We start from the raw sequence: 22,097 nt of genomic DNA, 5'->3' as shown, positions 1-22,097 counted from the left end.
GCTGCATCCGCAATTGCCGCACTTAACCTTTACGCGTCTTTAATGGCAGGTCCGTAGGGTTGCCCTACGTGGCCCGATTTGGGCCGCGCACCGTCCAGGATAGGCGGGTGTTGCGTAAGCGTGGAGTTTCCCATGGATATTATGACGAGCGTCGGGCTGTTGTCCGGTATCGCTGTTATCACCGTAATGGTGCTCATGGGTGGCGACCTGCACATGTTCGTCTCCGAACATGCGATGATCATCATCTTCGGCGGTTCGATCGCCGCCACCATGATCCGCTTTCCGCTCGGCGTGATGATGCACGGCCTGCCGCTCGGCGCCAAATTCGCTTTCACCATGAGCCGGCTTTCCGCGCGCGACCTCGTCGACGAGCTCGCCCGCATCGCCGAGATCGCCCGCAAGCAAGGACCGGTCGGTCTCGAAAAGGTCGAGACCAACGAGCCGTTCCTCGCCAAGGGAATCCGCTATGTCGCCGACGGCTACGACCTCGAATTCATCCGCGACAATCTCGAACGCGACCGCGACAATTTTCTGATGCATCTCGACGAGGGCAGCAAGATCTACCGCGCCATTGGCGACTGCGCCCCGGCGTTCGGCATGATCGGAACGCTGATCGGCATGGTGCAGATGTTTGCCAACATGACCGACCCGTCGAAGCTCGGCCCGTTCATGGCGACCGCGCTGCTCGCGACGCTGTACGGTGCGCTGGTGGCGAACCTGTTCTGTCTTCCGATCGCCGACAAGCTCCACGGCAAGCTTCTGGACGAGGAAACCAACCGCACGCTGATCATCGACGGCATTCTGATGATCCGCGACTCCAAGAGCCCGGCGCTGGTCAGGGAAATGTTGCTGGCCTATCTGCCGGAAAAACACCGCCACGAAGAGGGCGAACCGGTTCCGGCCTGAGGCGCGGGTACGGCAGTCCGGAGCGTAAGCCATGGCCAAGAAAAAACGCGGCGACGCACACGGCGGTGGTCACGGCTGGTTCGTGACCTTCGCCGACCTGATGGGCCTGATGATGAGCTTCTTCGTGATGCTCGTCGCCTTCTCCACCATGGACAACAACAAGCTGAAGATCGTCGCGGGCTCGATGCGCGACGCGTTCGGCGTACAGACCAACGTGCGCTATTCCGGCATCGTCGAATCCGACGGCCTGCCGACCCGGCCGAAGCTGAAGAACGTTGATCATATTTCTCCGGAAGATTCGTCGGCTACCCCGACCCCGGATGACCAGAACAAGTCCAAAGAGAGCGGGGCCAAGCTGGCGGTCGATCGCGAATTTTCGCTGGCCTCGGCCTCATTGCGCCAGGCGCTGCAGGACATGCCGGAACTGACCGAGATCTCCAAGCACATCATGTTCGAGGAGACCAAAGAGGGCCTCAATCTCGAAATCGTCGACCAGGAGGGCCGCTCGATGTTCGCCGACGGCTCCAAGGTGCCGTACGACCGTACCCGCCGTCTGATCCAGAAACTCGCCGGTCCGCTCAAGGCGACGCCGCTGCGGGTCAACATCAGCGGCCACACCTCCGCGAACTTCGTGCCCGCGCGCGGCGACTACGGCGCGTTCGACCTTTCGGCCGACCGCGCCAACGTGGTGCGCCAGATCCTCGAACGGGAAGGGCTGCCGCCGTCCCATATCTTCGCGGTCGCCGGCAAGGCCGACGGCCAGCCGCTGTTTCCCGACGATCCGACGCTGCCGGCCAACCGCCGTGTGACCATCACGTTGATGCGCGAAGCGCCGCCGTTGCCGCCTGACCTGAAGCCGTAAAAATACCCAACTACCATATTACCTCTATTGCGATGTGGTGAGTACCTGCTTTCGGTGCGCCTCCGCGTCGGCAGCGGTGCTATGCTCGATTGACAGGCAACGCGGAAGCGTCGATAGCCGCCCGGATCAATTCAACTGCACGAGCGTTTCCCCCGCGTCATGACTGTCAGCGTCACATCCACCGAAGCCCATGAGGCGCCGGCCACCTCCGGCTTTTGGGCCCTGACACTGGGCGGTATCGGCGTGGTGTTCGGCGATATCGGCACTTCGCCGCTCTACGCGTTTCGCGAGGCCGTCGCGCACGCCGCCCATGGCGAACCGATATCGCGCACGATCGTGCTCGCCGTGCTCAGTCTGATCCTGTGGGCGCTCTTCATCGTCGTGACTGCCAAATACGTGCTGTTTCTGCTGCGCGCCGACAACAACGGCGAGGGCGGTACGCTGTCGCTGATGGCGCTGGGGCAGCGCGCGCTGGGCCGCCGAAGCCTGCCGCTGCTGGCGCTCGGCGTCGTCGGCGCCTCGATGTTCATCGGCGACTCCATGATCACGCCGGCGATTTCGGTGCTGTCGGCGGTCGAAGGCCTCAAGCTGGTCACGCCGGGGCTTGAACATTACGTCGTGCCGCTGACGATCTTCATTCTGGTCCTGCTGTTCTCGGTGCAGAGCAGCGGCACCGCGCGCGTCGCCTCGGCGTTCGGACCGGTCATGGTGGTCTGGTTTACGGTGCTGGCGGCGATGGGGCTGTTTCACATCAAGGACGATCTCACCGTGCTGGCGGCGATCAATCCCTACTATGCAATCCAGTTCGTGCTGTCCCATGGCACCATCGGCCTGGTGACGCTGGGCCTGGTATTCCTGGCGGTGACCGGCGGCGAGGCGCTTTATGCGGACCTCGGTCATTTCGGGCGCAAGCCGATCCAGGCAGGCTGGCTGTATTTCGTGCTGCCCTCGCTGCTGATCAACTATTTCGGGCAGGGCGCGCTGGTGCTGTCCGATCCGTCGGCGATCGAGAACTCGTTCTACCGCATGGTTCCGGATGCCCTGCTGCTGCCGCTGGTGGTGCTGGCGACGGCGGCAACCGTGATCGCGAGCCAGGCCGTGATCACAGGCGCCTTTTCGCTGATCCGGCAGGCGGTGCAGCTCGGCCTCTTGCCGCGCTTCGAGGTTCGCTACACCTCGGAGAGCCACGCCGGCCAGATCTATTTGCCGCGGGTCAACCGGATGCTGCTGCTCGGCGTGATCCTGCTGGTGCTGTTGTTCCGCACCTCCAGTGGTCTCGCTTCGGCCTATGGCATCGCCGTCTCCACCACGATGGTCGCCGATGGAATCATGGGCTTTGTCGTGGTCTGGAAATTGTGGAACTGGCGTGGCGCGACCGCAGCGGCGCTGATCCTTCCTTTCGTCGTCGTCGACATGGCCTTCTTCAGCGCCAACCTGTTGAAGCTGCTCGAAGGCGCCTGGGTGCCGCTTTTGTTCGGCGCGGCCGTGGCCGTGATGATCTGGACCTGGCGCCGTGGCGCGGCCATCCTGATCGCCAAGACGCGGCGCATCGAGGTGCCGCTGACCGACCTGATCCGGAGCCTCGAAAAGCGTCCGCCCCACATCGTCAAGGGCACCGCGGTGTTTCTGACCTCGGATCCGAGTTTCGTGCCGACCGCGCTGATGCACAATCTCAAGCACAACAAGGTGCTGCACGAGCACAATGTCATCCTGACCATCGAAACCGCGCAGACGCCGCGCGTCGATCCGGCGGAACGGGTCCGGATGGAAACCATCAGCGACAAGTTCGCGACCGTGCGCTTGCGGTTCGGTTTCATGGAATCGCCGAACGTGCCGAAGGCGCTGGTGATCGCGCGCAAGCTCGGCTGGCAGTTCGACATCATGGCGACGTCGTTCTTCGTGTCGCGGCGGTCGCTGAAGCCGTCGGCACAATCAGGCATGCCGCAGTGGCAGGATCATCTGTTCATTGCGATGAGCCGGTCGGCCAACGATGCCACCGACTACTTCCAGATCCCGACTGGGCGCGTGGTCGAGGTCGGTACGCAGGTAACTATTTGATCGCCTGAGGGGATTCGTCCCCGCTGGCGATTTCGATCTATGCATAAAATGCATGCCTGAGGCCTGATTTCAGGCTAACCTTTGCATTCCCGCCGGGAGTATACGGCTTCGTTCCTGCATTGTGCAGTGCGAAAGAAACGGCTGAGGCCCACCCCAATGTCATCCGAAAGCGCGGTCACCGCGGCGGAAACGCCCGCGGCCAATGGACATGGGGAAGCGCATTCCACCGCAGGTTTCAAGGCCCTGATGCTCGGCAGCATCGGCGTCGTCTACGGCGACATCGGCACCAGCCCGCTCTACGCGTTGCGCGAAGCGGTGGTGGCCGCCAGCAGTGCTTCGGTCGATGCCACGCCGCAGGCCGTGCTCGGCGTGCTCAGCCTGATCCTGTGGGCGCTGATCGTCGTGGTGACGCTGAAATACGTGCTGATCCTGCTGCGCGCCGACAACCATGGCGAAGGCGGAACGCTGGCGCTGATGGCGCTGGCGCAGCGCGCCGTGACCAAGGGCGGCGGCGCGATCGTGCTGCTCGGCATCATCTCCGGCGCGCTGTTCTACGGCGACGCGGTCATCACGCCGGCGCTGTCGGTGCTGTCGGCGATCGAAGGCATCAAGCTCGTCACCGCGACCTTCGATCCCTATGTCGTGCCGCTCACCGTGGTCATTCTGGTGGTGCTGTTCGCGGTTCAGTCGCGCGGTACCGCCAGTGTCGCGACGTTCTTCGGCCCCGTGATGTGCGTCTGGTTCACGGTGATTGCGGTTGCCGCCGTGCCGCAGATCATGCGGCATCCCGAAGTGATGCTGGCGCTCAATCCGCTGTATGCCGTTTCCTTCATGCTCCATCACGGCCTGATCGGATTCGTGACGCTCGGCGCGGTGTTTCTCGCCGTCACCGGCGCCGAGGCGCTCTATGCCGATCTAGGCCACTTCGGCAAACGGCCGATCCAGACCGCCTGGCTCTTCATCGTGCTGCCGTCATTGGCACTGAATTATCTGGGGCAGGGCGCGCTCGTGATCGCCGATCCGAAGGCGATCGAAAATCCGTTCTTCCTGATGTTTCCGGACTGGGCGCTTATTCCGATGGTCGCGCTGGCGACGGCGGCGACCGTGATCGCGAGCCAGGCGGTGATCACCGGCGCCTATTCGCTGACGCGGCAGGCGATCCAGCTCGGCCTGATGCCGCGGTTCGAAATTCGTCATACCTCGGAAGCGCATTCCGGCCAGATCTACATCCCGCGCATCAACATGCTGCTGTTCGTTGCGGTCATGCTGCTGGTGCTGCTGTTCCGCTCGTCGAGCGCGCTGGCCTCGGCCTATGGAATCTCGGTGACCGGCACCATGGTGGTCACGGCGATGATGGGCTTTGTCGTGATCTGGCGGGTCTGGAAATGGTCGCCGATCGCCGCCGCCGCGCTGATCGCGCCGTTTCTGTTTCTCGACCTCACGTTCCTTGCGGCCAACCTGTTGAAGGTGCTGGAGGGCGGCTGGGTGCCGCTGGCGCTCGGCGGCATCGTGATGCTGCTGATGTATACTTGGCGGCGCGGCAGCCGGCTGTTGTTCGAGAAGTCGCGCAAGCTGGAATTCCCGCTGGCCGATCTGGTGGCGATGCTGGAAAAGCGCCCGCCGCAGCGCGTCTCCGGCACCGCCGTGTTCCTGACCTCCGATCCGGACAGCGCGCCGACCGCGCTGATGCACAGCCTGAAGCACTACAAGGTGCTGCACGAGAAGAACGTCATTCTCACCATCGAGACCGCACCGACGCCACGCATCGACCCTTCCGAGCGGGTACGCATGGAGCAGCTCAGCGCCACTTTCTCCAAGGTGACCTTGAAGTTCGGTTTCATGGAATCGCCCAACGTGCCGAAAACGCTGGCGATTGCTCGCAAGCTCGGCTGGCAGTTCGACATCATGTCGACGTCGTTCTTCCTGTCCCGCCGTTCGCTGAAGCCGGCCGCGCATTCCGGCATGCCGCGCTGGCAGGACCTGCTGTTCATCCGGCTCAGCCGCTCCGCCAACGACGCCACCGATTATTTCCAGATCCCGACCGGCCGCGTGGTGGAGGTCGGCACGCAGGTGACGATCTAGCCAGCGGTCCTCTACGAATTCCTTCCAGCCTCCGTTGGATGACAGGTCGACATGGGCGCCGTTCACCGTCTGGCTACGCCTGATGATGCGACCGGTCTGTTCGAGATCAGGCGCAAGGCGATCCTCGAGTTGGCGCCGCAGGGAATGCCTGCCGGTGAGGCCAAAGCGTGGGCGACGAAGCTCACGCTGGCCGGAATGGCGCAAAAGCTTCGCGAATTCGAAATCTGGGTTGCCGAGCTTGATGGCGTCGCGGCCGGATGGGCTGCCATTCGCGGCGATACGCTGGAGGGGCTGTATACGGCCCCGGAATTTGCCGGCCGGGGCGTCGGCACGGCGCTGCTCGAAATGCTCGAGCGACGGATGCGTGGAAGCGGCGTCGATGCCGTCCGTGCGGAGGCAAGCTCGAACGCCCGGGCGTTCTATCTTCGACGGGGCTACCTGATGTCCGGGCCGCAAACCCCCAAGGGGGCCTGGCCGATCGCGAAGCAGCTTCGGTAACGGCTTGCGGAACAGCTTTCGGGCGGCGGTTTAAACCGTTTGCAGCGCTTGATTTTCGCCGCGCGAGAGGCGACTTTGCGCCCCGAATAGCGGGTCAGATGGCCCCTGCAAGAGGTCGGGAGGTTTGCGTGGCGGATCATCAGGTGCACGATTTAACGCCGGAGGAAGTGTCGAACGGGATCGCGGAAGGACGCTATCTTCTGGTCGACGTCCGCGAGCCCAATGAGGTCGCGGTGGAGGCCTATCCGGATGGCGTGGTGGTTCCACTCTCGACATTCGATCCGGCTGCCATTCCCGACCCCAAAGGGAAGACGGTGGTTTTCGCCTGCCGGTCCGGCAAGCGCTCGGTGACGGCGTCGCTGGCGGCGCAGGCGGCGGGCCTTGCCTATGACCACCATCTGGCCGGCGGCATCCTGGGCTGGAAGGCGGCCGGACTGCCGACCAGGACCGGCGGCTGAACTTAGTCATGACTTCCATGAACAAGGTCTTCGCCGACCTTCCCGTCACCGTCTTCGAAGCCATGTCGCAGCTCGCGCGCGACAACAATGCGATCAATCTCGGCCAGGGTTTTCCTGACGATCCCGGCCCGGAGGACATCCGCCGCGCCGCCGCGGACGCGTCCGTCAACGGCTACAACCAATACCCGTCGATGATGGGCATTCCGGAACTGCGAACCGCGATATCAGATCATTACGGGCGCTGGCACCATCTCACGCTCGATCCGATGACCGAGGTGATGGTGACGTCGGGCGGGACCGAGGCGCTGACCTCGTCGATCCTCGCGGTGGTCGAGCCCGGCGACGAGGTCGTGGTGTTTCAGCCGGTCTATGACAGCTATCTGCCGATCATCCGCCAGGCCGGCGGCATTCCGCGCCTGCTGCGGCTGGAGCCGCCGGAGTGGCGGCTGAACGAGGAGATGCTGCGCAGCGTCTTCAACCACAAGACCAAGGCGGTGCTGTTCAACAATCCGCTCAATCCGGCCGCAGTGGTCTATCCGCGCGAAGACCTCGAATTGCTGGCGCGGTTCTGCCAGGAGTTCGACACCATCGCGATCTGTGACGAGGTCTGGGAGCACGTCGTGTTCGACGGCCGCGAGCACATTCCGCTGATCACGATTCCCGGCATGCGCGACCGCACCATCAAGGTCGGCAGCGCCGGCAAGATTTTCTCGCTGACCGGCTGGAAGATCGGCTTTGTCTGTGCCGCGCCGCCGCTGCTGCGGGTCGCCGCCAAGGTGCATCAGTTTCTCACCTTCACCACAGCGCCCAACCTGCAGGCCGCCGTCGCCTACGGCCTCAACAAGCCGGCGGAATATTTCTACGACATGCGCAAGGATCTGGCGCGAAGCAGGGACCGCCTCACCAAAGGTCTGGAGAGCATCGGTTTCCCGGTGCTGAAATCGCAGGGCACGTATTTCCTCACCGTCGATCTGTCGCCGCTCGGATTGAACGAAACCGATGTGGCGTTCTGCCAGCGCATCGTCAACGATTACAAGGTCGCCGCGATCCCGGTGTCGGCATTCTACGAGCAGGATGCGGTGACGTCGGTGGTGCGGTTCTGTTTCTCCAAGAAGGATGCCACGCTGGATACCGCGCTGGAGCGTCTGTCGGACGCGGTCCATCGCCGCAAGAGGTAGAAGAGATGCGCGACCAGGCCCGGAACAAACTTCGTTTGCAGGTTTATTTGCTGGCTGCGACGGCGGTGGTTGTGCTGGCAGCCCCGGCGCAGGCCGAAGAGCGCACGGTCAATTTCTTCAACTGGTCGAACTACATGGCGCCGGATGTCCTGGAGAATTTCACCAGGGAGACCGGCATCAAGGTGGTCTACGACACCTTCGACGCCAACGAGACGCTGGAGACCCGGCTGTTGGCCGGAAAATCCGGCTACGACGTCGTGGTGCCGACCGGCTATTTCCTGCAGCGCCAGATCACGGCGAAGGTTTTTCTGAAACTCGACAAGGCGAAGCTGCCGAACCTTGCCAACGCCTGGCCGGTGGTGACGCAGCAGCTCGCGATCTACGATCCCGGCAACAATTACGGCGCCAACTACATGTGGGGGACCACCGGCATCGGCTACAATGTCAAGATGGCGCAGAAAATCCTCGGGCCGGATGCGAAGATCGATAGCTGGGACATGGTGTTCAAGCCGGAGAACCTCGCCAAGTTCAAGGAGTGCGGCATTCACATGCTGGATTCCGCCGACGATATTCTGCCAGCCGCATTGAGCTATCTCGGGATCGACCCGAATTCGACCAAGCAGGCCGATCTCGAAAAGGCGGCCGATCTCGTCGTCAAGATCAGGCCCTATGTCCGAAAATTTCACTCGTCCGAATATCTCGGCGCGCTGGCGTCCGGCGAGATCTGCTTCGTGGTGGGCTGGTCGGGCGACATCATGCAGGCGCGCAGCCGCGCGGCGGAGGCCAAAAACGGTATCGATATCGGCTACACCATCCCGAAGGAGGGCGCGCAGATGTTTTTCGACAATCTGGCGATTCCATCGGATGCCAGGAATGTCGCGGAAGCCTATGAGCTGATCAACTATCTCTACCGCCCGGATGTCGCGGCGAAGAATTCGGATTTCCTGTCCTACGCCAACGGCAACCTGGCGAGCCAGAAGCTGGTCGACCCCAGGATTCTGAACGACAAAAATATCTATCCGGACGAAGCGATGCAGAAGAAGCTGTTCGTGATCCAGGCCCGCGACGCTGCCACACAGCGCATCATCAACCGGTTGTGGACGAAGGTGAAGACGGGGAAGTGACTTCCCTCATCCTGAGGAGGCGCCAACGGGTCGCGCGAATGCGCGCCCGATGACAGGCTCCGCGCCGTCTCGCAGGATGGCCACAGTGGGGCTCGATGGTTCGAGACGCGCGAAGACGCGCTCCTCACCATGAGGTCGGCCCGGATGAGCGAAGCGACATTCGGGGCCGGTTCGTGTTTCCCGAATGTCGCTTCGCTCATCCGGGCTACGAACGTACTCCTACCGCCAGCGGCGGTGCAGCCACAGCCACTGGTCCGGATATTCGCGCACCCAGCCTTCGATCACCGACGTGACCGCCTGCATCGTTCCCTGGATATCGATTTGGCCGGCGGCGTCGCGCGCCGGCTTGACCTCTTCGGACAGTTCGGCGCGGAAGCGGTGGTTGGGCAGGCGGATGATGCGCACGCCGTGGACCGGGCATTCGACCTGCCGCAAGAGCCGCGCCAGCGTCGGGTTGGCCTTGGTCTTGCGGCCGAAGAACGTCACCTCGACGCCATTACCCATGTACTGATCGACCAGCATCGCGACGTGCTGGCCGTTCTGCAGCGCTTCGGCGAGTTTCAGCGGCGCCTCGCGGCCAGCCGGCACCAGTGTGCCCATCTTGACCGCGCGGATCCGTTCGATGGCGCGATCGGCGGACTCGATGTTCGGCCGCCGGAACAGGATGGCGCAATCGAGCCCATGCGCGACGGCGCCCAGCGCCGGAATTTCCCAGTTGCCGAGGTGGCTGGCGAAAATGATCGCCGGCTTGCCGTCATCGCGCAGCGCATCGAACAGTTGCTTGGTCCGCGCGCTGAACTCGATCCGGCTGGGTTTCTCGGGATGATCGACGTCGTAATCCCAGATGTGGTCGAGATGGGCGAACTCGGCCCCGATGCGGCCGAGATTGTCCCAGACGCCGGCCAGAATGGTCTCGATCTCCTCGGGCGATTTCTCGGGGAAGGCGGCGACAAGATTTTCGCGGCCGATGCGATCCTCGCGCAGCCTTCGGCCGATGAAACGGGTGACGCGGCCAAAGAAGTTCGAGGTCTTGTCCGGGTCGAAATAGCGCGTCGTGCGCAACAGGCCGATCGTCAGCGCGCCGACGGCCGCTTCCGAAACCGGCTTGGCAGCGTCGCGCAGGCGCGCCTTGGTGCGGAGGAGCAGACGGTTCATGGTGATAGCGTTTTCAAGCGAAGTGGATACCGGTTCGCGTTAAGAAAACGCGTCAAAACAAAAAGAGTAGCTGTTAACGCGCTACACAGGTTCGCGCGTCAGGATCAGCGAGGCATTTTGCCCGCCAAAACCGAACGAGTTCGACATCACGGCGGTGACGCGGGCGTCGCGCGCCTTGTTGCCGACGACGTCAAACAGGATCGCCGGGTCCGGCACCTCGTAATTGATGGTCGGCGGAATCCGCTGATGCTCCAGCGTCAGCAGCGAGAACACCGCCTCGACCGCACCGGCCGCGGAGATGGTGTGTCCGACCATCGACTTGTTCGACGACACCGGGATCTTCGACAGGTGCTCGCCGAACACGACCGCGGTCGTGTTGTACTCCATCTTGTCGTTTTCGGGCGTCGCGGTGCCGTGCGCGTTGATGTGGTCGATCTGCTCCGGCTCGAGGCCGGCGTCGGCCAGCGTCTTGCGCATGCAGCCGATGATCGGCTTGCCGTCCGGGCTGGAGCGGGTGCGGTGGAACGAGTCGGTCAATTCGCCGCAACCGGCGACGACGCCGAGAATGGTGGCGCCGCGCGCCATCGCGGATTCATAGCTCTCCAGCACCATCGCGCCGGCGCCTTCGGCCATGACGAAACCGTCGCGGTTTTTCGAGAACGGTTTTGAGGCACCCTGCGGCGGCGCGTTCTGGGTCGACAGCGCCGACAGCAGTGAGAAGCGCACCAGCGCTTCCGGATTGACCGAACCGTCGGTACCGACGCACAGGGCGGCGTCGGCCTCGCCGCGGCGGATCGCCTCGACGCCGAGCTGGATCGCGGTGGCGCCGGAGGCGCACGCGGTCGACAACGAGATCGGCGAGCCCTTGGTGCCGAAGGTCTCGGCAAGGCGACTAGCGATCGAACCGAACATGAAGCGGTGATGATATTCGCCGAAGGCGCCGCCGCCGCTGACGCGCAGCACGTCGCCATAGTCGAATTTGGTCATTCCGGTCGCGCGCCCGATCGCGAGCCGCTGCGGCCATTCGACCTCGACCGGGGCGACCGCGAGAAACAGCGGCCCGGGAAAATCCGCTTTTGTCCCGATGGCGGCCTGTTCGAGCGCTTCCTCGGTCGCGATCTCGGCGAGGCGCTCGGTGAGACCGGTCGACGTGGCGGGATCGACGGTGACGAAATCGACGGTGCCGGCCATGGTGGTCTTGAGGCCATCGACCGGAAACCGCGTCACGGTCCGGATCCCGGATTCACCCGCGGTCAGCCGGGTCCAGTTGTCCTGCTTGCCGGCGCCGAGCGAGGTCACCACGCCCATGCCGGTAACGACGACGATCGGCCTGCCGAGTTTATCGCGTGGTGCTGACATGGTTCCCCCGTCGATGCTGCGCGCCTGCGCGCCGAATTTCCAACGGCGCGCTTGCGCGCCGTATTTTAAGAGTGCGTCTGCGCTCGCGTTACTTGATCGCTTCCACCAGCGCCATGCCTTCGCCCTGCCAGTGGCCGGTCCCCATCACCACAATCTGGGTCGGCGCGTCCTGTTTTTCAACCTCGAGGCCGGTCGGATCGTTGGGCGGAAACAGGGCGCCGCGCGAGATCGAAAGTGCGGCCAGTGCGAGCCCGAGCGGAAATTGCGTCTCCAGCGTGTGGCCGAACATCGTCCCGGTGGCGCGCACCGCAAAGCCGGGATGCTGGGCCAGGAACGCCTTTTCTTCCGACGTTACCGGTTCCACGCCGGTGGCGCCGGTGATGAGGTTGCCGTTGTCGGTGAGCACGCCGAGCTTCGGCCACATCGCTTCCAGCGATCTGGTCACCGCGCCCGGCTGCTTGCGCTGCGCGAGGTCGGCGACCACCTTCGTCAGTTTCGCGTAAGGCTTGGCGCCGCGCGCTTCGGCGTGCTCGCGGGATTCCAGCACCAGGAAACAGCCGGCGGAGCCGAGCGCGAAACCGCTGTTGTTCTCGCGCGCCCACACAGGTGCGAAGTTGTCGGTCAGGTTGAAGTCGCCGAACTCGTAAAGCACCAGCAGATCGGAACGCTCGCCATTATGCGCGGCGCCGACCAGGGCGATGTCGCTCTGTCCGGATTCGATTCGGGCGAGCGCAATCCGTGCCGCGTCGATCGAGGCGGCTTCCTCGCCCATGAAGGTCCGCGACGTCCCGCAGACGCCGTGGACGATGGCGATGTTGCCGGCGAGCAGGTTGGAGAGCTGGGCCAGAAACAGCGTCGGCCGCAGGTCGTTCATCAGCCGCTCGTTGAGGAAGCCGGGCCCGGAATTGCCGTTGGCGTCGGCGTTCATGATCGCGAGGTCGACCGCAAGGTCGCGCTCGCCGCCGCCGGCGGCGACGATCATGTCGGTGCGGCCGAGGATTTCCGCATTGCCCTTGATCCCGGCGGAATCCAGCGCCAGCCCCGCGGCATAGGTGCCGATGCGCTGCCAGGCTTCCATCTGGCGCTGATCGCCCTTTTTCGGAATCTGGGCGTCGAACGAAACTGGGGCGAGCGGGTGCACGATGTAGGGCGCGAAGCGCTGGGCTTCGGTATTGATCCGCTTCTGGTTCAGCGCATCCCAGTGCGCGTCCAGCCCTTCGCCGAGCGAGGACACGATGCCGATGCCGGTGATCCAGACTTCCTTTGCAGGCGGGGATTTGAACTCAGTCATGCGTCAACGCCTGCAGGGGAAAGCCGATCTTGGCCGCCATCGCGTCCATGTGTACGCGCAGGTCAGGATGCGGGAAGGGGACGACACCGAACGTGATCGTGGCCTCAGACCTCAATTTGCCGCCGACGCGCACTTTGGCGGCGGTGATGGCATAGCCCGAGCCTTCGTGGACAAGACTGGCCTCGATGCTCAGGAGATCGCCGGGGCTGACGAAGCCGCGCATCTTGGCTTCCTTGATCGCGGCCAGAAACGGCATGCGCTCGAACTTCGTCAGAGCAATCAGCAGCCAGCCGGACGTCTGCGCCATCGCCTCCGTCAGCAGCACGCCGGGCATGATCGGGTGGCCCGGGAAATGCCCCTCGAAGATGGTGTGCTTCTCTGGAACCTGCGCCTCGACCGTAATTGTCTTCGCGTCGAGGTTGAGGTCGACGATGCGGTCGATCAGCTTGAAATAATCAAGGTCCATGGAAGGCGATTACGCGCCCGTTCCCGCGTTCTTGGCGGCGACCAGTTCGTCGATGCGATCGGCGAGGTTCTGCAGCACGAAATACTGTTCGGTCGTGGCCTTGCCGTCGTTGACTTCCTGGGTCCACTTCTCGAGCGGCATCTTGATGCCGAACGCCTTGTCGATTGCAAAGGCGATGTCCAGGAAGTCGAGGCTGTCGATCCCGAGATCGTCGATGGCGTGGCTCTCCGGCTTGATGGTGTCGCGGGGAATGTCGCAGGTCTCGGCGATAATGTTGGCGATCTGATCGTATGTAGAGGACATCATTAAGCCTTTGATATATTGGAGATAATCCGGATTGGCTGGAGGAGACGGGCGCACGCCCCGGAATGCCCTGTTTCCCCGGCCGGAGTCGAGTGCCCGTATATCGGAGCGGGGCCCTGAGTTCAATGGAGGCGGGTGGCCCCAGCCGGGACGGATTTTCCGGCAAAAATGGCCGTTTCCGGGGCCATCGCGTTTTCGAGCGAAGTGGCGCCGGTTGGCGTAAAGAAAACGCGTCAAAACAAGAGACTGGAGCCCGGTTCTGATTCAATCAGAACCGATAGGCCTCTAGCTACGCGGCATCTCGGAAATCCGGGCGCAGTCGCGCCGGCCCATCAGGACGCAGTCCTGGGTTCGGCGCAGATCGGCGATGCTCATGGCGAGCCAGATGCCGATCGCGGTCAGCGCGATGGTGAACGCCAGCGCTGCGACATTGGCGAGCATGCGATGGCGGAAGTCGTCGGGCTCGTCGTGCGGGCGCTCGTAGCGGGACAGGTCGTTCGCGGCCGGCAGGGCACGGGGCGCGGCGGGCTCTTCGTGCCGGCCAAGCGGATGGGCCGAGGTGCGCGGCCGGAATTTGAGCACGACGTGCTCGTCATTCCCTGGTATCGGCCGCTGGGTTTTCCCAATCGTCATCGTCGGTCCGCGACAAATCGAAGTTCTTTTTAGCACCGCCTGCGCTGCTTCCAATATCAAATCTTGGCGTGCATGACTGCCGCGCCGGCCTTGCAACGTCCTAATCCTCCAACGTCTCGTGGAACCGGCCGTAGTCGACCCGCAGGCGGCCGTCCTCGGTGGTGTCGAGGATTTCCGCATAGTGGTGACCGATGCGAATGTCGGGATAGTCATAGGATTTGCGGGCATGGACGGTTTGCGCTGCAACCACGTCGTATCCGGACACCACCACCACCAGCGCGATATTGTTGGCTCCGAGATCTTCGGCGTTTAGGCCGTATAACGGGCTGGCCTCGTCGATGACGTGAAAAAGGGTCCAGCTCAGCGCCAGCGCCGGGCTTTCGTTGCGCGACAGCGGCAGTTCGTAGAACCGGCGAAGCGGTTGGCCTTCCTTGCTGACGATATTCTTGAACAGCCAGAGCCTGGCGTTGGCATTGCTGATGATGTTGTGGCGCTCGTTGGCGAGGCGGATCATCAGCGTCCGCTCGCCCTCATGATCCGATATCACCGGGTTCTCGGCGAACAGCAGCCGGGCGCGCGGCCGCGAGAAGCGGGCGAACACCAGCCCGGTCATGACCGACATCGAGAAGATGCCCGTGAACAGCTCGACGGTGGCGACGAAATGGCCGTAATGGGTTTGCGGGTGCATGTCGCCGTAGCCGGCGGTCGAGAGCGTCTCGATGCTGAAATAGAGATAATCGATGTAGGCGCCGCCGGGCACGTTGGAGATCGGCTGGTCGCCGATCCAGTAGAAGAATGCGAAGAAGGCGTTGAAGGCGACGAACACCGTCGCGGCGCCGCCGATAAAGGCAGGCCAGGAGGCCGTCATGCAGCGATGGCTGATGTCGGCCCAGAAATTCAGATTCAAACCTTCGGTGACGACCTCGCGGCCGCCAAGACGCACCACCTGTGTTTTTGCCGTTCGTTCATTTGGGCTTCTGGCCATGGTTCAGCTCTCTCGCAGGCGTCGGGTGGGCATTTAACCAGCCGCGCCATCATGGCATAGTGGAACCCGTTTCAGAGCGGTTTTTGCCGGTCAGGCCCGGGGTCCAAGTCGAGCCCAAAATCAAGTCGAGCTTAAAATCAAGTCGAGCTCAAAATAGAGGTTTCAAGTCATGGCCAATACGCGCGAACCCATTCTCAAGCCGGTCCCGATCCTGTCGCTGCGTCCGACCCAGATGACGGTCGGAATGCGGGAAGTGAAGGAAAAGAGCAAGCGCTGGCGCGAGCACAAGTCGGAAAAGAAGCGCGCCGAGTTGCTCGGCAAGCACATGATCCCGGTCGTGCTCGGGCCGGACCAACGCTACTACGTGGTCGACCACCATCATCTCGCGCGCGCGCTGCACGCGGAAGGCGTCAAGGACATCCTGGTGACCGTGATTGGCGATCTCACCATGGTCCAACGCGACGCGTTCTGGGGGGTGATGGACAACAAACGGTGGGTCTATCCTTACGACGCCAAAGGCGAACGCCGGCATTTCAAGGACCTGCCGAAATCGGTGATCGATCTCAAGGACGATCCGTTCCGCAGCCTCGCCGGCGAACTGCGCCGCGCCGGCGGGTTTGCCAAGGACACCACCCCGTTCAGCGAATTCCTGTGGGCTGACTTCCTGCGCCGGAAGATGTCGCGCAAGAGCGTGGAAGAGAACTTCGCCAAGGCGATCGAGAAAGGCCTCGGCTTCGTCAAAAGCAAGGACGCGGTCTATCTGCCCGGCTGGTGCGGGCCGACGACGGACGATTGATGCGGGTTGAGCGGGGCTTTTGTTTGACGCGTTTTCTATCGCAGATAAGGCTACGCAATCTGCGTAAACCTGATTGGTATGTGAACCGGTATCCACCTCACTCGAAAACGCTAGGCCTTATTTCGGCAGTCGCCCCATCATGTAGAACTCGTCGTTCGGACGCATCGAGGTGACGTTGGCCATCCGGTTCGACAGCGCAAAGAACGCAGCGATTGCCGTGATGTCCCAGATGTCGTCGTCGGTGAAGCCGTGGCCGGCGACCTCGGCAAAGTCCGCTTCCGAGACCTTGTTGGCCTCCTGGCTGACCTTCATGGCGAAGTCGAGCATGGCGCGCTGCCGCGGCGTGATGTCGGCCTTGCGGTAGTTGACCGCGATCTGGTCGGCGATCTGCGGATTCTTGGCGCGGATGCGCAGGATCGCGCCATGCGCGATCACGCAGTAATGGCACTGGTTGGCGCTCGAGGTCGCCACCACGATCATCTCGCGTTCGGCCTTGGTCAGGCCGCCGTCCTTTTCCATTAGCGCATCGTGATAGGCAAAGAACGCGCGAAACTCGTCGGGACGATAGGCCAGCGACAGGAATACGTTCGGCACAAATCCGGATTTCTCCTGTACCGCCAGGATGCGGGTGCGGATATCGTCCGGCAGGGTGTCGATGGCGGGCGTCGGAAATCGTTTTGCGGCAGGCTGCGTCATGAAGTGGTTCCGGCTGGGGCCGCCTGAGACGGCGATGCCGGAACCATATCGCGTTTTTTGAACGGTGTGGATACCCGGTTCGCGCGAACAAAATCGCGCGAACGCAGTGCCCGTTACCGCAGCGGCTTTTTCAGAAGCGAGAAGCGATCGGGATCGAGCCCCATCGACGGTTGCAGGATCGGCGCTTCCACCGGCGTCATGAGGCGCGCGGCGGGCCGTTCGTTGATGCCGGGATCGTTCGGTACATCGCGATGCGAGGTGGCGCCGCGCCAGCGTTCCAGCACGGCGTTGACGAAGTGCTGGTCATGGCCGGCGGCGACCGACGGCACGGTGGCAATGGTGGCCTCGCTGCGCGGCAACTGGTGCACCGGAACTTCCTTGAAGCGCAGCCGCGTCGGCAGCGCCACGCCTTCGCCGAACGCCAGCACTTCGCGGGTGCCGAGCGAGGGCACGAACGACAGCAGGTTTGCCGCGGCGTCCGACACCGCCGAGCGCAACAGCGCCTGGTCGCGGTCGTTGGCCAGACGCATCGCAAACAGCGTGTTGCACTGGGAGATGATGGTGGCGTCGAGTTCGGCCGGACGCTGGGTGACGAGGCCGAGATAGACGCCGTATTTGCGGCCTTCCTTGGCGATGCGGGAAACCGCCTTGCGGGTCGGGCCGAAGCCGATGTTGCGGTCGGCGGCGGCGTATCGATGGGCTTCTTCGCAGACGAACAAGAGCGGCGACACGCCATCGCTCCAGAGGCCGAAATCGAACGCCATCCGGCACAATACCGACACCACGGAATCGACGACTTCGGCCGGGAAGCCGGCGAGTTGCATGATGGTCATCGGCCGGCCGTTGGCGGGCAGGCGGAACAGATGGCTGATGACTTCGGCCATGGTGTCGCCGCCGACATTGGCGTTGTCGAACATGAACGTGTAGCGCGGATCGTTGCGGACGGTCTCGATGCGCGAGATCAGCTTGTGATAGATGATACGCGACGAGCGGTTCTCCAGCTTGCCCATGCGCTCGTCGATCAGCGAAATCAGGTCGACCAGGCGGTAGGGCACCGGCGTATCGACGGTGTAGCCGACCGATTTGGGGTCGACACGCTTCAGCCCGAGCCGATCCGAATTCTGGTACTGGGTATAGAGGCCCTTGGCCATCGGAATGACCTCGGCGAGGATATCGAGTTCCTCCGGGACGCCGGGACGGCCGGCGAACAGCACGTCGACGATTTCCTCGAAGTTGAACAGCCAGAACGGCAGTTTCAGGTTGCGCGGGTTCAGCACCAGCGAGCGGTCGCCGAAGCAGCGGCCATATTCGTTATGGACGTCGAGCAGGAAGATCCGCAGGTTCGGCCGCGCCCGGAGGATTTCGTTCAGCAGCAGCGAGACACTGGTCGATTTACCGACGCCGGTCGAACCCAGGATCGCGAAATGCTTCGAGAGCATTTCCTCGACATCGACATAGGCGATGACGGACTTGTCCTGTTGCAGCGTGCCGATATTGATCTGGTCCGATCCGCTCGGCGCATAGACGGTGCGCAGGTCCTGATTGGTGATCAGGTCGACATTGTCGCCGATGGTCGGATAGTTGGTGACGCCGCGCTGGAACTTGGGGCGGTCGTCGCCGAGAATTTCGCCGAGCAGGTCGACCGATGCGGTCGCGATATACTCGTCAGAGGCGGGCAGGCTCTCGCAGCTTACCTCGGTGATCATGGCGACGATGGTGGAGGAGGCGCAGCGAATGCTGATGAAGCGGCCGACGGTGGCGCGCACCTCCGAAACAGGCAACTGGCGTTCCGCCAGAAGCCCGACCCGGGCGAGGGAGCCGCGCACCGAAATTATTCGTCCGAAAGATGTCACGGGATTGACCTGGCATGTCATGAATTTGGATCTGGCCCCCATTATGAACAGCCGGGCTAGCGAAACGGTTAAGCCGGCCGGGTTCCGCATTCGCTAAATCCGCGGCATCTTGGTCAGAGACCGTTTTGCAACCGCGTCCCGTTCGGGGCATCAGCGGTCAGTAAGGCTGCAAAATCAGCGTTTTCCGCATTTGCGTGAGCGCGCTGCGTCGGCGCTGCTTAATCATTCGTTTACCACTTCGAAGGAGAGCGAAGGCCGTGCCGCCGCGCGCCGGTAACCTCCGGTCAGGTAGCGTGGATCCGGCCCGGCCTGCCGCCGCGGTAACCACCCGCTAACCGCAAGTTGTAACGGGCTTTCCACCTGTCCTGCGTAGAAATGATGCAGGGCGCGACCGGCGCCAGGCGTTGCGGTGGCGTGTCTGGTCGCGTTCCAGACGTTTGGCCGCCGCGGATCATTCGCGTGCCAGGGAACACCAAGGTGACCATCGACAACGGCCATCACTCGCCGGAAGGTCCTGCCAGTCCCGCCGATAGAGCCGGGATCGTCAGGCGGGTCGCTCTTTGTTGCGTGCTGCTCGCGGCGGCGATTTCGCTTGGCGTTGCTATTTCGGCATGGAGCCTGCGCGAACATATCCTGTCCGCGCTTGTCGCCGTTCTCGCGGTCATGGTCGGTCTGCTGCTGCTGCGCCATCGGTTGACCGAGCAGCGGCTGGCTGCGGAGCGGCGCCACCTTGCAATCGCCGTCAACAACATCCCGCAAGGCCTTGTTCTCTATGATGCATCGGCACGGATCATCATCTGTAACCAGCCCTATATCGAGATGTTCGGCCTGTCGCCGGACGTGGTCAAGCCCGGCTGCACCATGCAGCGGCTGATTGCTCACCGGCAGGAGACCGGATCCTTTGACGGCGACGTCGACGCCTTCTGCAACGCCATCATCCACAAGGTCGCGCTCGGCAAGGCCACGCGTCAGCTCACCGAAGCGCCGGGCGGCCGGGCGATCGAGATCATCAACCGGCCGCTGAAGGCGGGCGGCTGGGTGGCCACGATCGAGGACATTACCGAGCGCACCCGCGCCGACGAGAAGATCGCGCATCTGGCGCATTACGACGCCCTGACCGACCTGCCGAACCGGGTGCTGTTCCGCGAACGGCTCGAACAGGCGCTGAAGACGGTGCGGCCGGGCGAGCAACTCGCCGTGCTGTATATCGACATCGACGAGTTCAAGAGCGTCAACGATGCGCTCGGCCATCCCGTCGGCGATGAGCTTCTGATGGGCGTTGCGGACCGGCTGCGCGGCTGCCTCAACGCGTCCGACGTCGCGGCCCGCCTCGGCGGCGACGAATTCGCGGTGATTCAGACCGCTATCAAGAGCCAGTCGGAAGCCACAGAACTCGTTGATAAAATCCATTCGGCGATCAGACAGCCGTTCGAGTGTGCGGGGAATCTGATCACCACCGATGCCAGCATCGGCATCGCGCTCGCGGCCGGCGACGGGCTCGACCTCGACCAGTTGTTGAGGAACGCCGACCTTGCACTGTACGGGGCCAAAGGCGACGGACGGCGGACCTACCGCTTCTTCGAGACCGGCATGGATGCGCGCGCCAAGGCGCGGCGAAGCCTGGAGCTCGAATTGCGTCAGGCCATCAGCGATGGCAGCCTCGAGGCCTGGTATCAACCGGTGGTCAATCTCGAGGACAACAAGGTCTCCTCCTGTGAGGCGCTGTTGCGGTGGCGGCATCCCGAACGCGGCATGATCTCGCCCGCGGAATTCATCCCGATCGCCGAAGAGACCGGCCTGATCAATCAGCTCGGCCACTGGGTGCTCAACACGGCCTGCGCCGAGGCGGCCAACTGGCCGGACGAGGTGCGGGTGGCGGTCAACGTCTCGCCCGTTCAGTTCAGAAGCCAGACGCTGGCGCTCAACGTCGCCGCGGCGCTGGCGGCCTCGGGCCTCGCCGCCGGCCGGCTCGAGCTCGAGATCACCGAAGCCGTCCTGATCCGCGATGACGAGGCAGCCCTCGAGGTCCTGCACCAGTTGCGAAAGCTCGGCGTCCGCATCGCGCTCGACGACTTCGGCACCGGCTATTCCTCGCTCAGCTATCTGCTGCGTTTTCCGTTCGACAAGATCAAGATCGATCGCTCCTTCATCCGGGATCTGGCCGGTGCCGGGGCCTCGTCGTCGATTGTGCAGGCCGTCGTCAATATCGCGGCCGCCAGCGACATGACGACCACCGCCGAAGGCGTCGAAACCGAGCAGCAACGCAACCTGCTCCACATCCTCGGCTGTACCGAGATGCAGGGCTTTCTGTTCAGCCCGGCGATCCCGGCCGCGGAGATCAGGCGGCTCCTGCTTTCGCCCCGCGGCAAGGCGGTATCGGCGGGCCATAGCGTTTTCGAGCGAAGTGGAAACCGGTTCGCGTGAAGAAAACGCGCGGACCGATAAGGCTCTATCTGGCCGGCTCGAACACGTCCGACCTGCCAAGCGTCTCGATCATGTAATCGACAAACGTCCTGACGCGGCTGGGGACCGTGCCGCCGCCGAGATAGACCGCGTGGATCAGCTCGAGGTCATCAGGGTTGAATTCCTCCAGCAACGGCACCAGGGCGCCGGACCTGATGGCGTCGGCGACATGCCAGCGGCCGAGGCGGGCGATCCCGACACCTGACAGCACGATCTGGCGCATGGTCTCGCCATTGTTGACCTGGAGGTTTCCGCTCACCGGCTGCTCGAACTCGCGCCGCTTGTGCCGGAACGGCCAGCCGATCCGCGAGCGCCTGAAATTGAAGGTCAGGCAGTTGTGTTTCGACAAATCGGCCGGCAGCTGTGGGGTACCGTGGCGCTTGAGGTAGTCCGGCGCGGCGCAGACGACACGGCGGCTTTGGGCCAGCTTGCGCGCCTTCAAGGTGCTGTCGGGCAGAGTGCCGACGCGGATGGCGACGTCGGCTTTTTCCTCAAGCAGATTGACCACTTCGTCGGTGAAGCTGAGATCGACGGTCAGGTTCGGATGGTCTGCCACGAACCGGCCGATCGAGGGGGCGACGAAGGTCGTGCCGAACGGCACCGAGGCGTTGACGCGGATGCGGCCGCGCGCCGAACCGGTGGCGACCGCCTGGTCTGCCGCGTTCAATTCCCCGAGGATGCGCTCGGCCGCGCGATGATAGGCGACGCCTTCCTCGGTCAGCGTCAGCGCTCGCGTGGTTCGCGCCAGAAGCCTTGTGCCGAGACGACCTTCCAGCCGGCCGATCAGCTTGCTCACGGCGGACGGCGTCAGATCCAGGCTGCGCGCCGCGGCCGAGAAGGAGCTTTTCTCGACGACGCGCGCGAACACCTCCATCTCGCCCGACCGTTCCATCAGGATGCGCGGCATCTATGCCTCCAGTTCACAAGTGAT

General features: G+C 63.3%; 19 protein-coding genes and 1 pseudogene. 10 read left to right on the top strand and 10 right to left on the bottom strand.

Annotation, left to right across the window (positions count from 1 at the left end; translation table 11 throughout):
* Positions 1-132: 132 nt before the first annotated feature.
* The 8 genes from BLR13_RS02105 (at position 133) to BLR13_RS02070 (ending at position 9,166) form a co-directional block, all read left to right on the top strand.
* Complete coding sequence (locus tag BLR13_RS02105; RefSeq protein WP_074828079.1) at positions 133-906, top strand: motility protein A; 774 nt, start codon at positions 133-135, stop codon at positions 904-906.
* A gap of 31 nt (positions 907-937) precedes the next feature.
* Positions 938-1,768: an OmpA/MotB family protein gene (locus BLR13_RS02100; RefSeq protein ID WP_074828082.1), complete on the top strand. Its 831-nt coding sequence runs from the start codon at positions 938-940 to the stop codon at positions 1,766-1,768.
* A 159-nt stretch (positions 1,769-1,927) separates the two neighbouring features.
* A complete protein-coding gene (locus tag BLR13_RS02095; RefSeq protein WP_074828085.1) occupies positions 1,928-3,826 on the top strand; it encodes a potassium transporter Kup in 1,899 nt (632 codons plus the stop codon).
* A 156-nt stretch (positions 3,827-3,982) separates the two neighbouring features.
* On the top strand, positions 3,983-5,908 hold the full coding sequence (locus BLR13_RS02090; RefSeq protein ID WP_074828088.1) for a potassium transporter Kup: 1,926 nt from the start codon (positions 3,983-3,985) through the stop codon (positions 5,906-5,908).
* Between the two features lie 51 nt (positions 5,909-5,959).
* The gene (locus tag BLR13_RS02085) at positions 5,960-6,406 is read left to right on the top strand and encodes a GNAT family N-acetyltransferase (protein WP_074828093.1); all 447 of its coding nucleotides are present in this window, start codon (positions 5,960-5,962) and stop codon (positions 6,404-6,406) included.
* Between the two features lie 128 nt (positions 6,407-6,534).
* A complete protein-coding gene (locus tag BLR13_RS02080) occupies positions 6,535-6,864 on the top strand; it encodes a rhodanese-like domain-containing protein (protein WP_244525054.1) in 330 nt (109 codons plus the stop codon).
* A gap of 8 nt (positions 6,865-6,872) precedes the next feature.
* Positions 6,873-8,042: an aminotransferase gene (locus BLR13_RS02075; RefSeq protein WP_074828098.1), complete on the top strand. Its 1,170-nt coding sequence runs from the start codon at positions 6,873-6,875 to the stop codon at positions 8,040-8,042.
* 5 nt (positions 8,043-8,047) lie between these two features.
* A complete protein-coding gene (locus BLR13_RS02070) occupies positions 8,048-9,166 on the top strand; it encodes a polyamine ABC transporter substrate-binding protein (RefSeq protein ID WP_074828102.1) in 1,119 nt (372 codons plus the stop codon).
* Between the two features lie 219 nt (positions 9,167-9,385).
* Here the strand turns inward: BLR13_RS02070 and BLR13_RS02065 are convergent, their stop codons facing one another.
* From BLR13_RS02065 to BLR13_RS02035, 7 genes are all read right to left on the bottom strand, one after another.
* Complete coding sequence (locus tag BLR13_RS02065; RefSeq protein ID WP_074828105.1) at positions 9,386-10,321, bottom strand: lipid A biosynthesis lauroyl acyltransferase; 936 nt, start codon at positions 10,319-10,321, stop codon at positions 9,386-9,388.
* Positions 10,322-10,402: 81 nt separating this feature from the next.
* Positions 10,403-11,680 (bottom strand): beta-ketoacyl-ACP synthase, encoded by a 1,278-nt coding sequence (locus BLR13_RS02060; RefSeq protein WP_074828108.1) that lies wholly within the window; start codon positions 11,678-11,680, stop codon positions 10,403-10,405.
* 88 nt (positions 11,681-11,768) lie between these two features.
* Complete coding sequence (locus BLR13_RS02055; protein WP_074828110.1) at positions 11,769-12,971, bottom strand: beta-ketoacyl-ACP synthase; 1,203 nt, start codon at positions 12,969-12,971, stop codon at positions 11,769-11,771.
* On the bottom strand, positions 12,964-13,437 hold the full coding sequence (locus BLR13_RS02050) for a 3-hydroxyacyl-ACP dehydratase FabZ family protein (protein ID WP_074828115.1): 474 nt from the start codon (positions 13,435-13,437) through the stop codon (positions 12,964-12,966). Before BLR13_RS02050 ends, BLR13_RS02055 begins: the two co-directional genes overlap by 8 nt.
* A gap of 9 nt (positions 13,438-13,446) precedes the next feature.
* Complete coding sequence (locus BLR13_RS02045) at positions 13,447-13,740, bottom strand: acyl carrier protein (protein WP_074832091.1); 294 nt, start codon at positions 13,738-13,740, stop codon at positions 13,447-13,449.
* A 285-nt stretch (positions 13,741-14,025) separates the two neighbouring features.
* The gene (locus BLR13_RS02040; protein WP_074828117.1) at positions 14,026-14,373 is read right to left on the bottom strand and encodes a hypothetical protein; all 348 of its coding nucleotides are present in this window, start codon (positions 14,371-14,373) and stop codon (positions 14,026-14,028) included.
* A 100-nt stretch (positions 14,374-14,473) separates the two neighbouring features.
* The gene (locus BLR13_RS02035; RefSeq protein WP_074828119.1) at positions 14,474-15,358 is read right to left on the bottom strand and encodes an ion channel; all 885 of its coding nucleotides are present in this window, start codon (positions 15,356-15,358) and stop codon (positions 14,474-14,476) included.
* A 169-nt stretch (positions 15,359-15,527) separates the two neighbouring features.
* Between BLR13_RS02035 and BLR13_RS02030 the strand changes: the two genes are divergently transcribed.
* Complete coding sequence (locus BLR13_RS02030; protein WP_074828129.1) at positions 15,528-16,154, top strand: ParB-like protein; 627 nt, start codon at positions 15,528-15,530, stop codon at positions 16,152-16,154.
* Between the two features lie 117 nt (positions 16,155-16,271).
* Here BLR13_RS02030 and BLR13_RS02025 read toward each other — a convergent pair whose 3' ends face one another.
* Together BLR13_RS02025 and BLR13_RS02020 are read right to left on the bottom strand one after the other, a co-directional pair.
* Complete coding sequence (locus BLR13_RS02025; RefSeq protein ID WP_074828131.1) at positions 16,272-16,850, bottom strand: peroxidase-related enzyme; 579 nt, start codon at positions 16,848-16,850, stop codon at positions 16,272-16,274.
* 113 nt (positions 16,851-16,963) lie between these two features.
* The gene (locus BLR13_RS02020; protein WP_074828134.1) at positions 16,964-18,724 is read right to left on the bottom strand and encodes an ATP-binding protein; all 1,761 of its coding nucleotides are present in this window, start codon (positions 18,722-18,724) and stop codon (positions 16,964-16,966) included.
* A gap of 621 nt (positions 18,725-19,345) precedes the next feature.
* On the opposite strand from BLR13_RS02020, the pseudogene BLR13_RS02015 reads away from it, so the two are divergent.
* Positions 19,346-21,127: pseudogene (locus tag BLR13_RS02015) on the top strand (putative bifunctional diguanylate cyclase/phosphodiesterase); the annotation flags it as partial.
* Positions 21,128-21,152: 25 nt separating this feature from the next.
* Here the strand turns inward: BLR13_RS02015 and BLR13_RS02010 are convergent.
* Entirely contained in the window at positions 21,153-22,073 is a 921-nt protein-coding gene (locus tag BLR13_RS02010) for a LysR family transcriptional regulator (protein WP_074828138.1), read from the bottom strand.
* Positions 22,074-22,097: the final 24 nt, after the last annotated feature.

Source organism: Bradyrhizobium ottawaense (assembly GCF_900099825.1).
Classification (GTDB): domain Bacteria; phylum Pseudomonadota; class Alphaproteobacteria; order Rhizobiales; family Xanthobacteraceae; genus Bradyrhizobium; species Bradyrhizobium ottawaense_A.
This window is presented reverse-complemented; position numbering and strand designations above follow the sequence as displayed.

What these genes read in the sequence shown, in the direction of transcription:
- BLR13_RS02105 (WP_074828079.1), top strand. Translation starts at nt 133, where the DNA reads ATGGATATTATGACGAGCGTCGGGCTGTTGTCCGGTATCGCTGTTATC.
- BLR13_RS02100 (WP_074828082.1), top strand. Translation starts at nt 938, where the DNA reads ATGGCCAAGAAAAAACGCGGCGACGCACACGGCGGTGGTCACGGCTGG.
- BLR13_RS02095 (WP_074828085.1), top strand. Translation starts at nt 1,928, where the DNA reads ATGACTGTCAGCGTCACATCCACCGAAGCCCATGAGGCGCCGGCCACC.
- BLR13_RS02090 (WP_074828088.1), top strand. Translation starts at nt 3,983, where the DNA reads ATGTCATCCGAAAGCGCGGTCACCGCGGCGGAAACGCCCGCGGCCAAT.
- BLR13_RS02085 (WP_074828093.1), top strand. Translation starts at nt 5,960, where the DNA reads ATGGGCGCCGTTCACCGTCTGGCTACGCCTGATGATGCGACCGGTCTG.
- BLR13_RS02075 (WP_074828098.1), top strand. Translation starts at nt 6,873, where the DNA reads ATGACTTCCATGAACAAGGTCTTCGCCGACCTTCCCGTCACCGTCTTC.
- BLR13_RS02070 (WP_074828102.1), top strand. Translation starts at nt 8,048, where the DNA reads ATGCGCGACCAGGCCCGGAACAAACTTCGTTTGCAGGTTTATTTGCTG.
- BLR13_RS02065 (WP_074828105.1), bottom strand. Translation starts at nt 10,321, where the DNA reads ATGAACCGTCTGCTCCTCCGCACCAAGGCGCGCCTGCGCGACGCTGCC.
- BLR13_RS02060 (WP_074828108.1), bottom strand. Translation starts at nt 11,680, where the DNA reads ATGTCAGCACCACGCGATAAACTCGGCAGGCCGATCGTCGTCGTTACC.
- BLR13_RS02055 (WP_074828110.1), bottom strand. Translation starts at nt 12,971, where the DNA reads ATGACTGAGTTCAAATCCCCGCCTGCAAAGGAAGTCTGGATCACCGGC.
- BLR13_RS02050 (WP_074828115.1), bottom strand. Translation starts at nt 13,437, where the DNA reads ATGGACCTTGATTATTTCAAGCTGATCGACCGCATCGTCGACCTCAAC.
- BLR13_RS02045 (WP_074832091.1), bottom strand. Translation starts at nt 13,740, where the DNA reads ATGTCCTCTACATACGATCAGATCGCCAACATTATCGCCGAGACCTGC.
- BLR13_RS02040 (WP_074828117.1), bottom strand. Translation starts at nt 14,373, where the DNA reads ATGACGATTGGGAAAACCCAGCGGCCGATACCAGGGAATGACGAGCAC.
- BLR13_RS02035 (WP_074828119.1), bottom strand. Translation starts at nt 15,358, where the DNA reads ATGGCCAGAAGCCCAAATGAACGAACGGCAAAAACACAGGTGGTGCGT.
- BLR13_RS02030 (WP_074828129.1), top strand. Translation starts at nt 15,528, where the DNA reads ATGGCCAATACGCGCGAACCCATTCTCAAGCCGGTCCCGATCCTGTCG.
- BLR13_RS02025 (WP_074828131.1), bottom strand. Translation starts at nt 16,850, where the DNA reads ATGACGCAGCCTGCCGCAAAACGATTTCCGACGCCCGCCATCGACACC.
- BLR13_RS02020 (WP_074828134.1), bottom strand. Translation starts at nt 18,724, where the DNA reads ATGACATGCCAGGTCAATCCCGTGACATCTTTCGGACGAATAATTTCG.
- BLR13_RS02010 (WP_074828138.1), bottom strand. Translation starts at nt 22,073, where the DNA reads ATGCCGCGCATCCTGATGGAACGGTCGGGCGAGATGGAGGTGTTCGCG.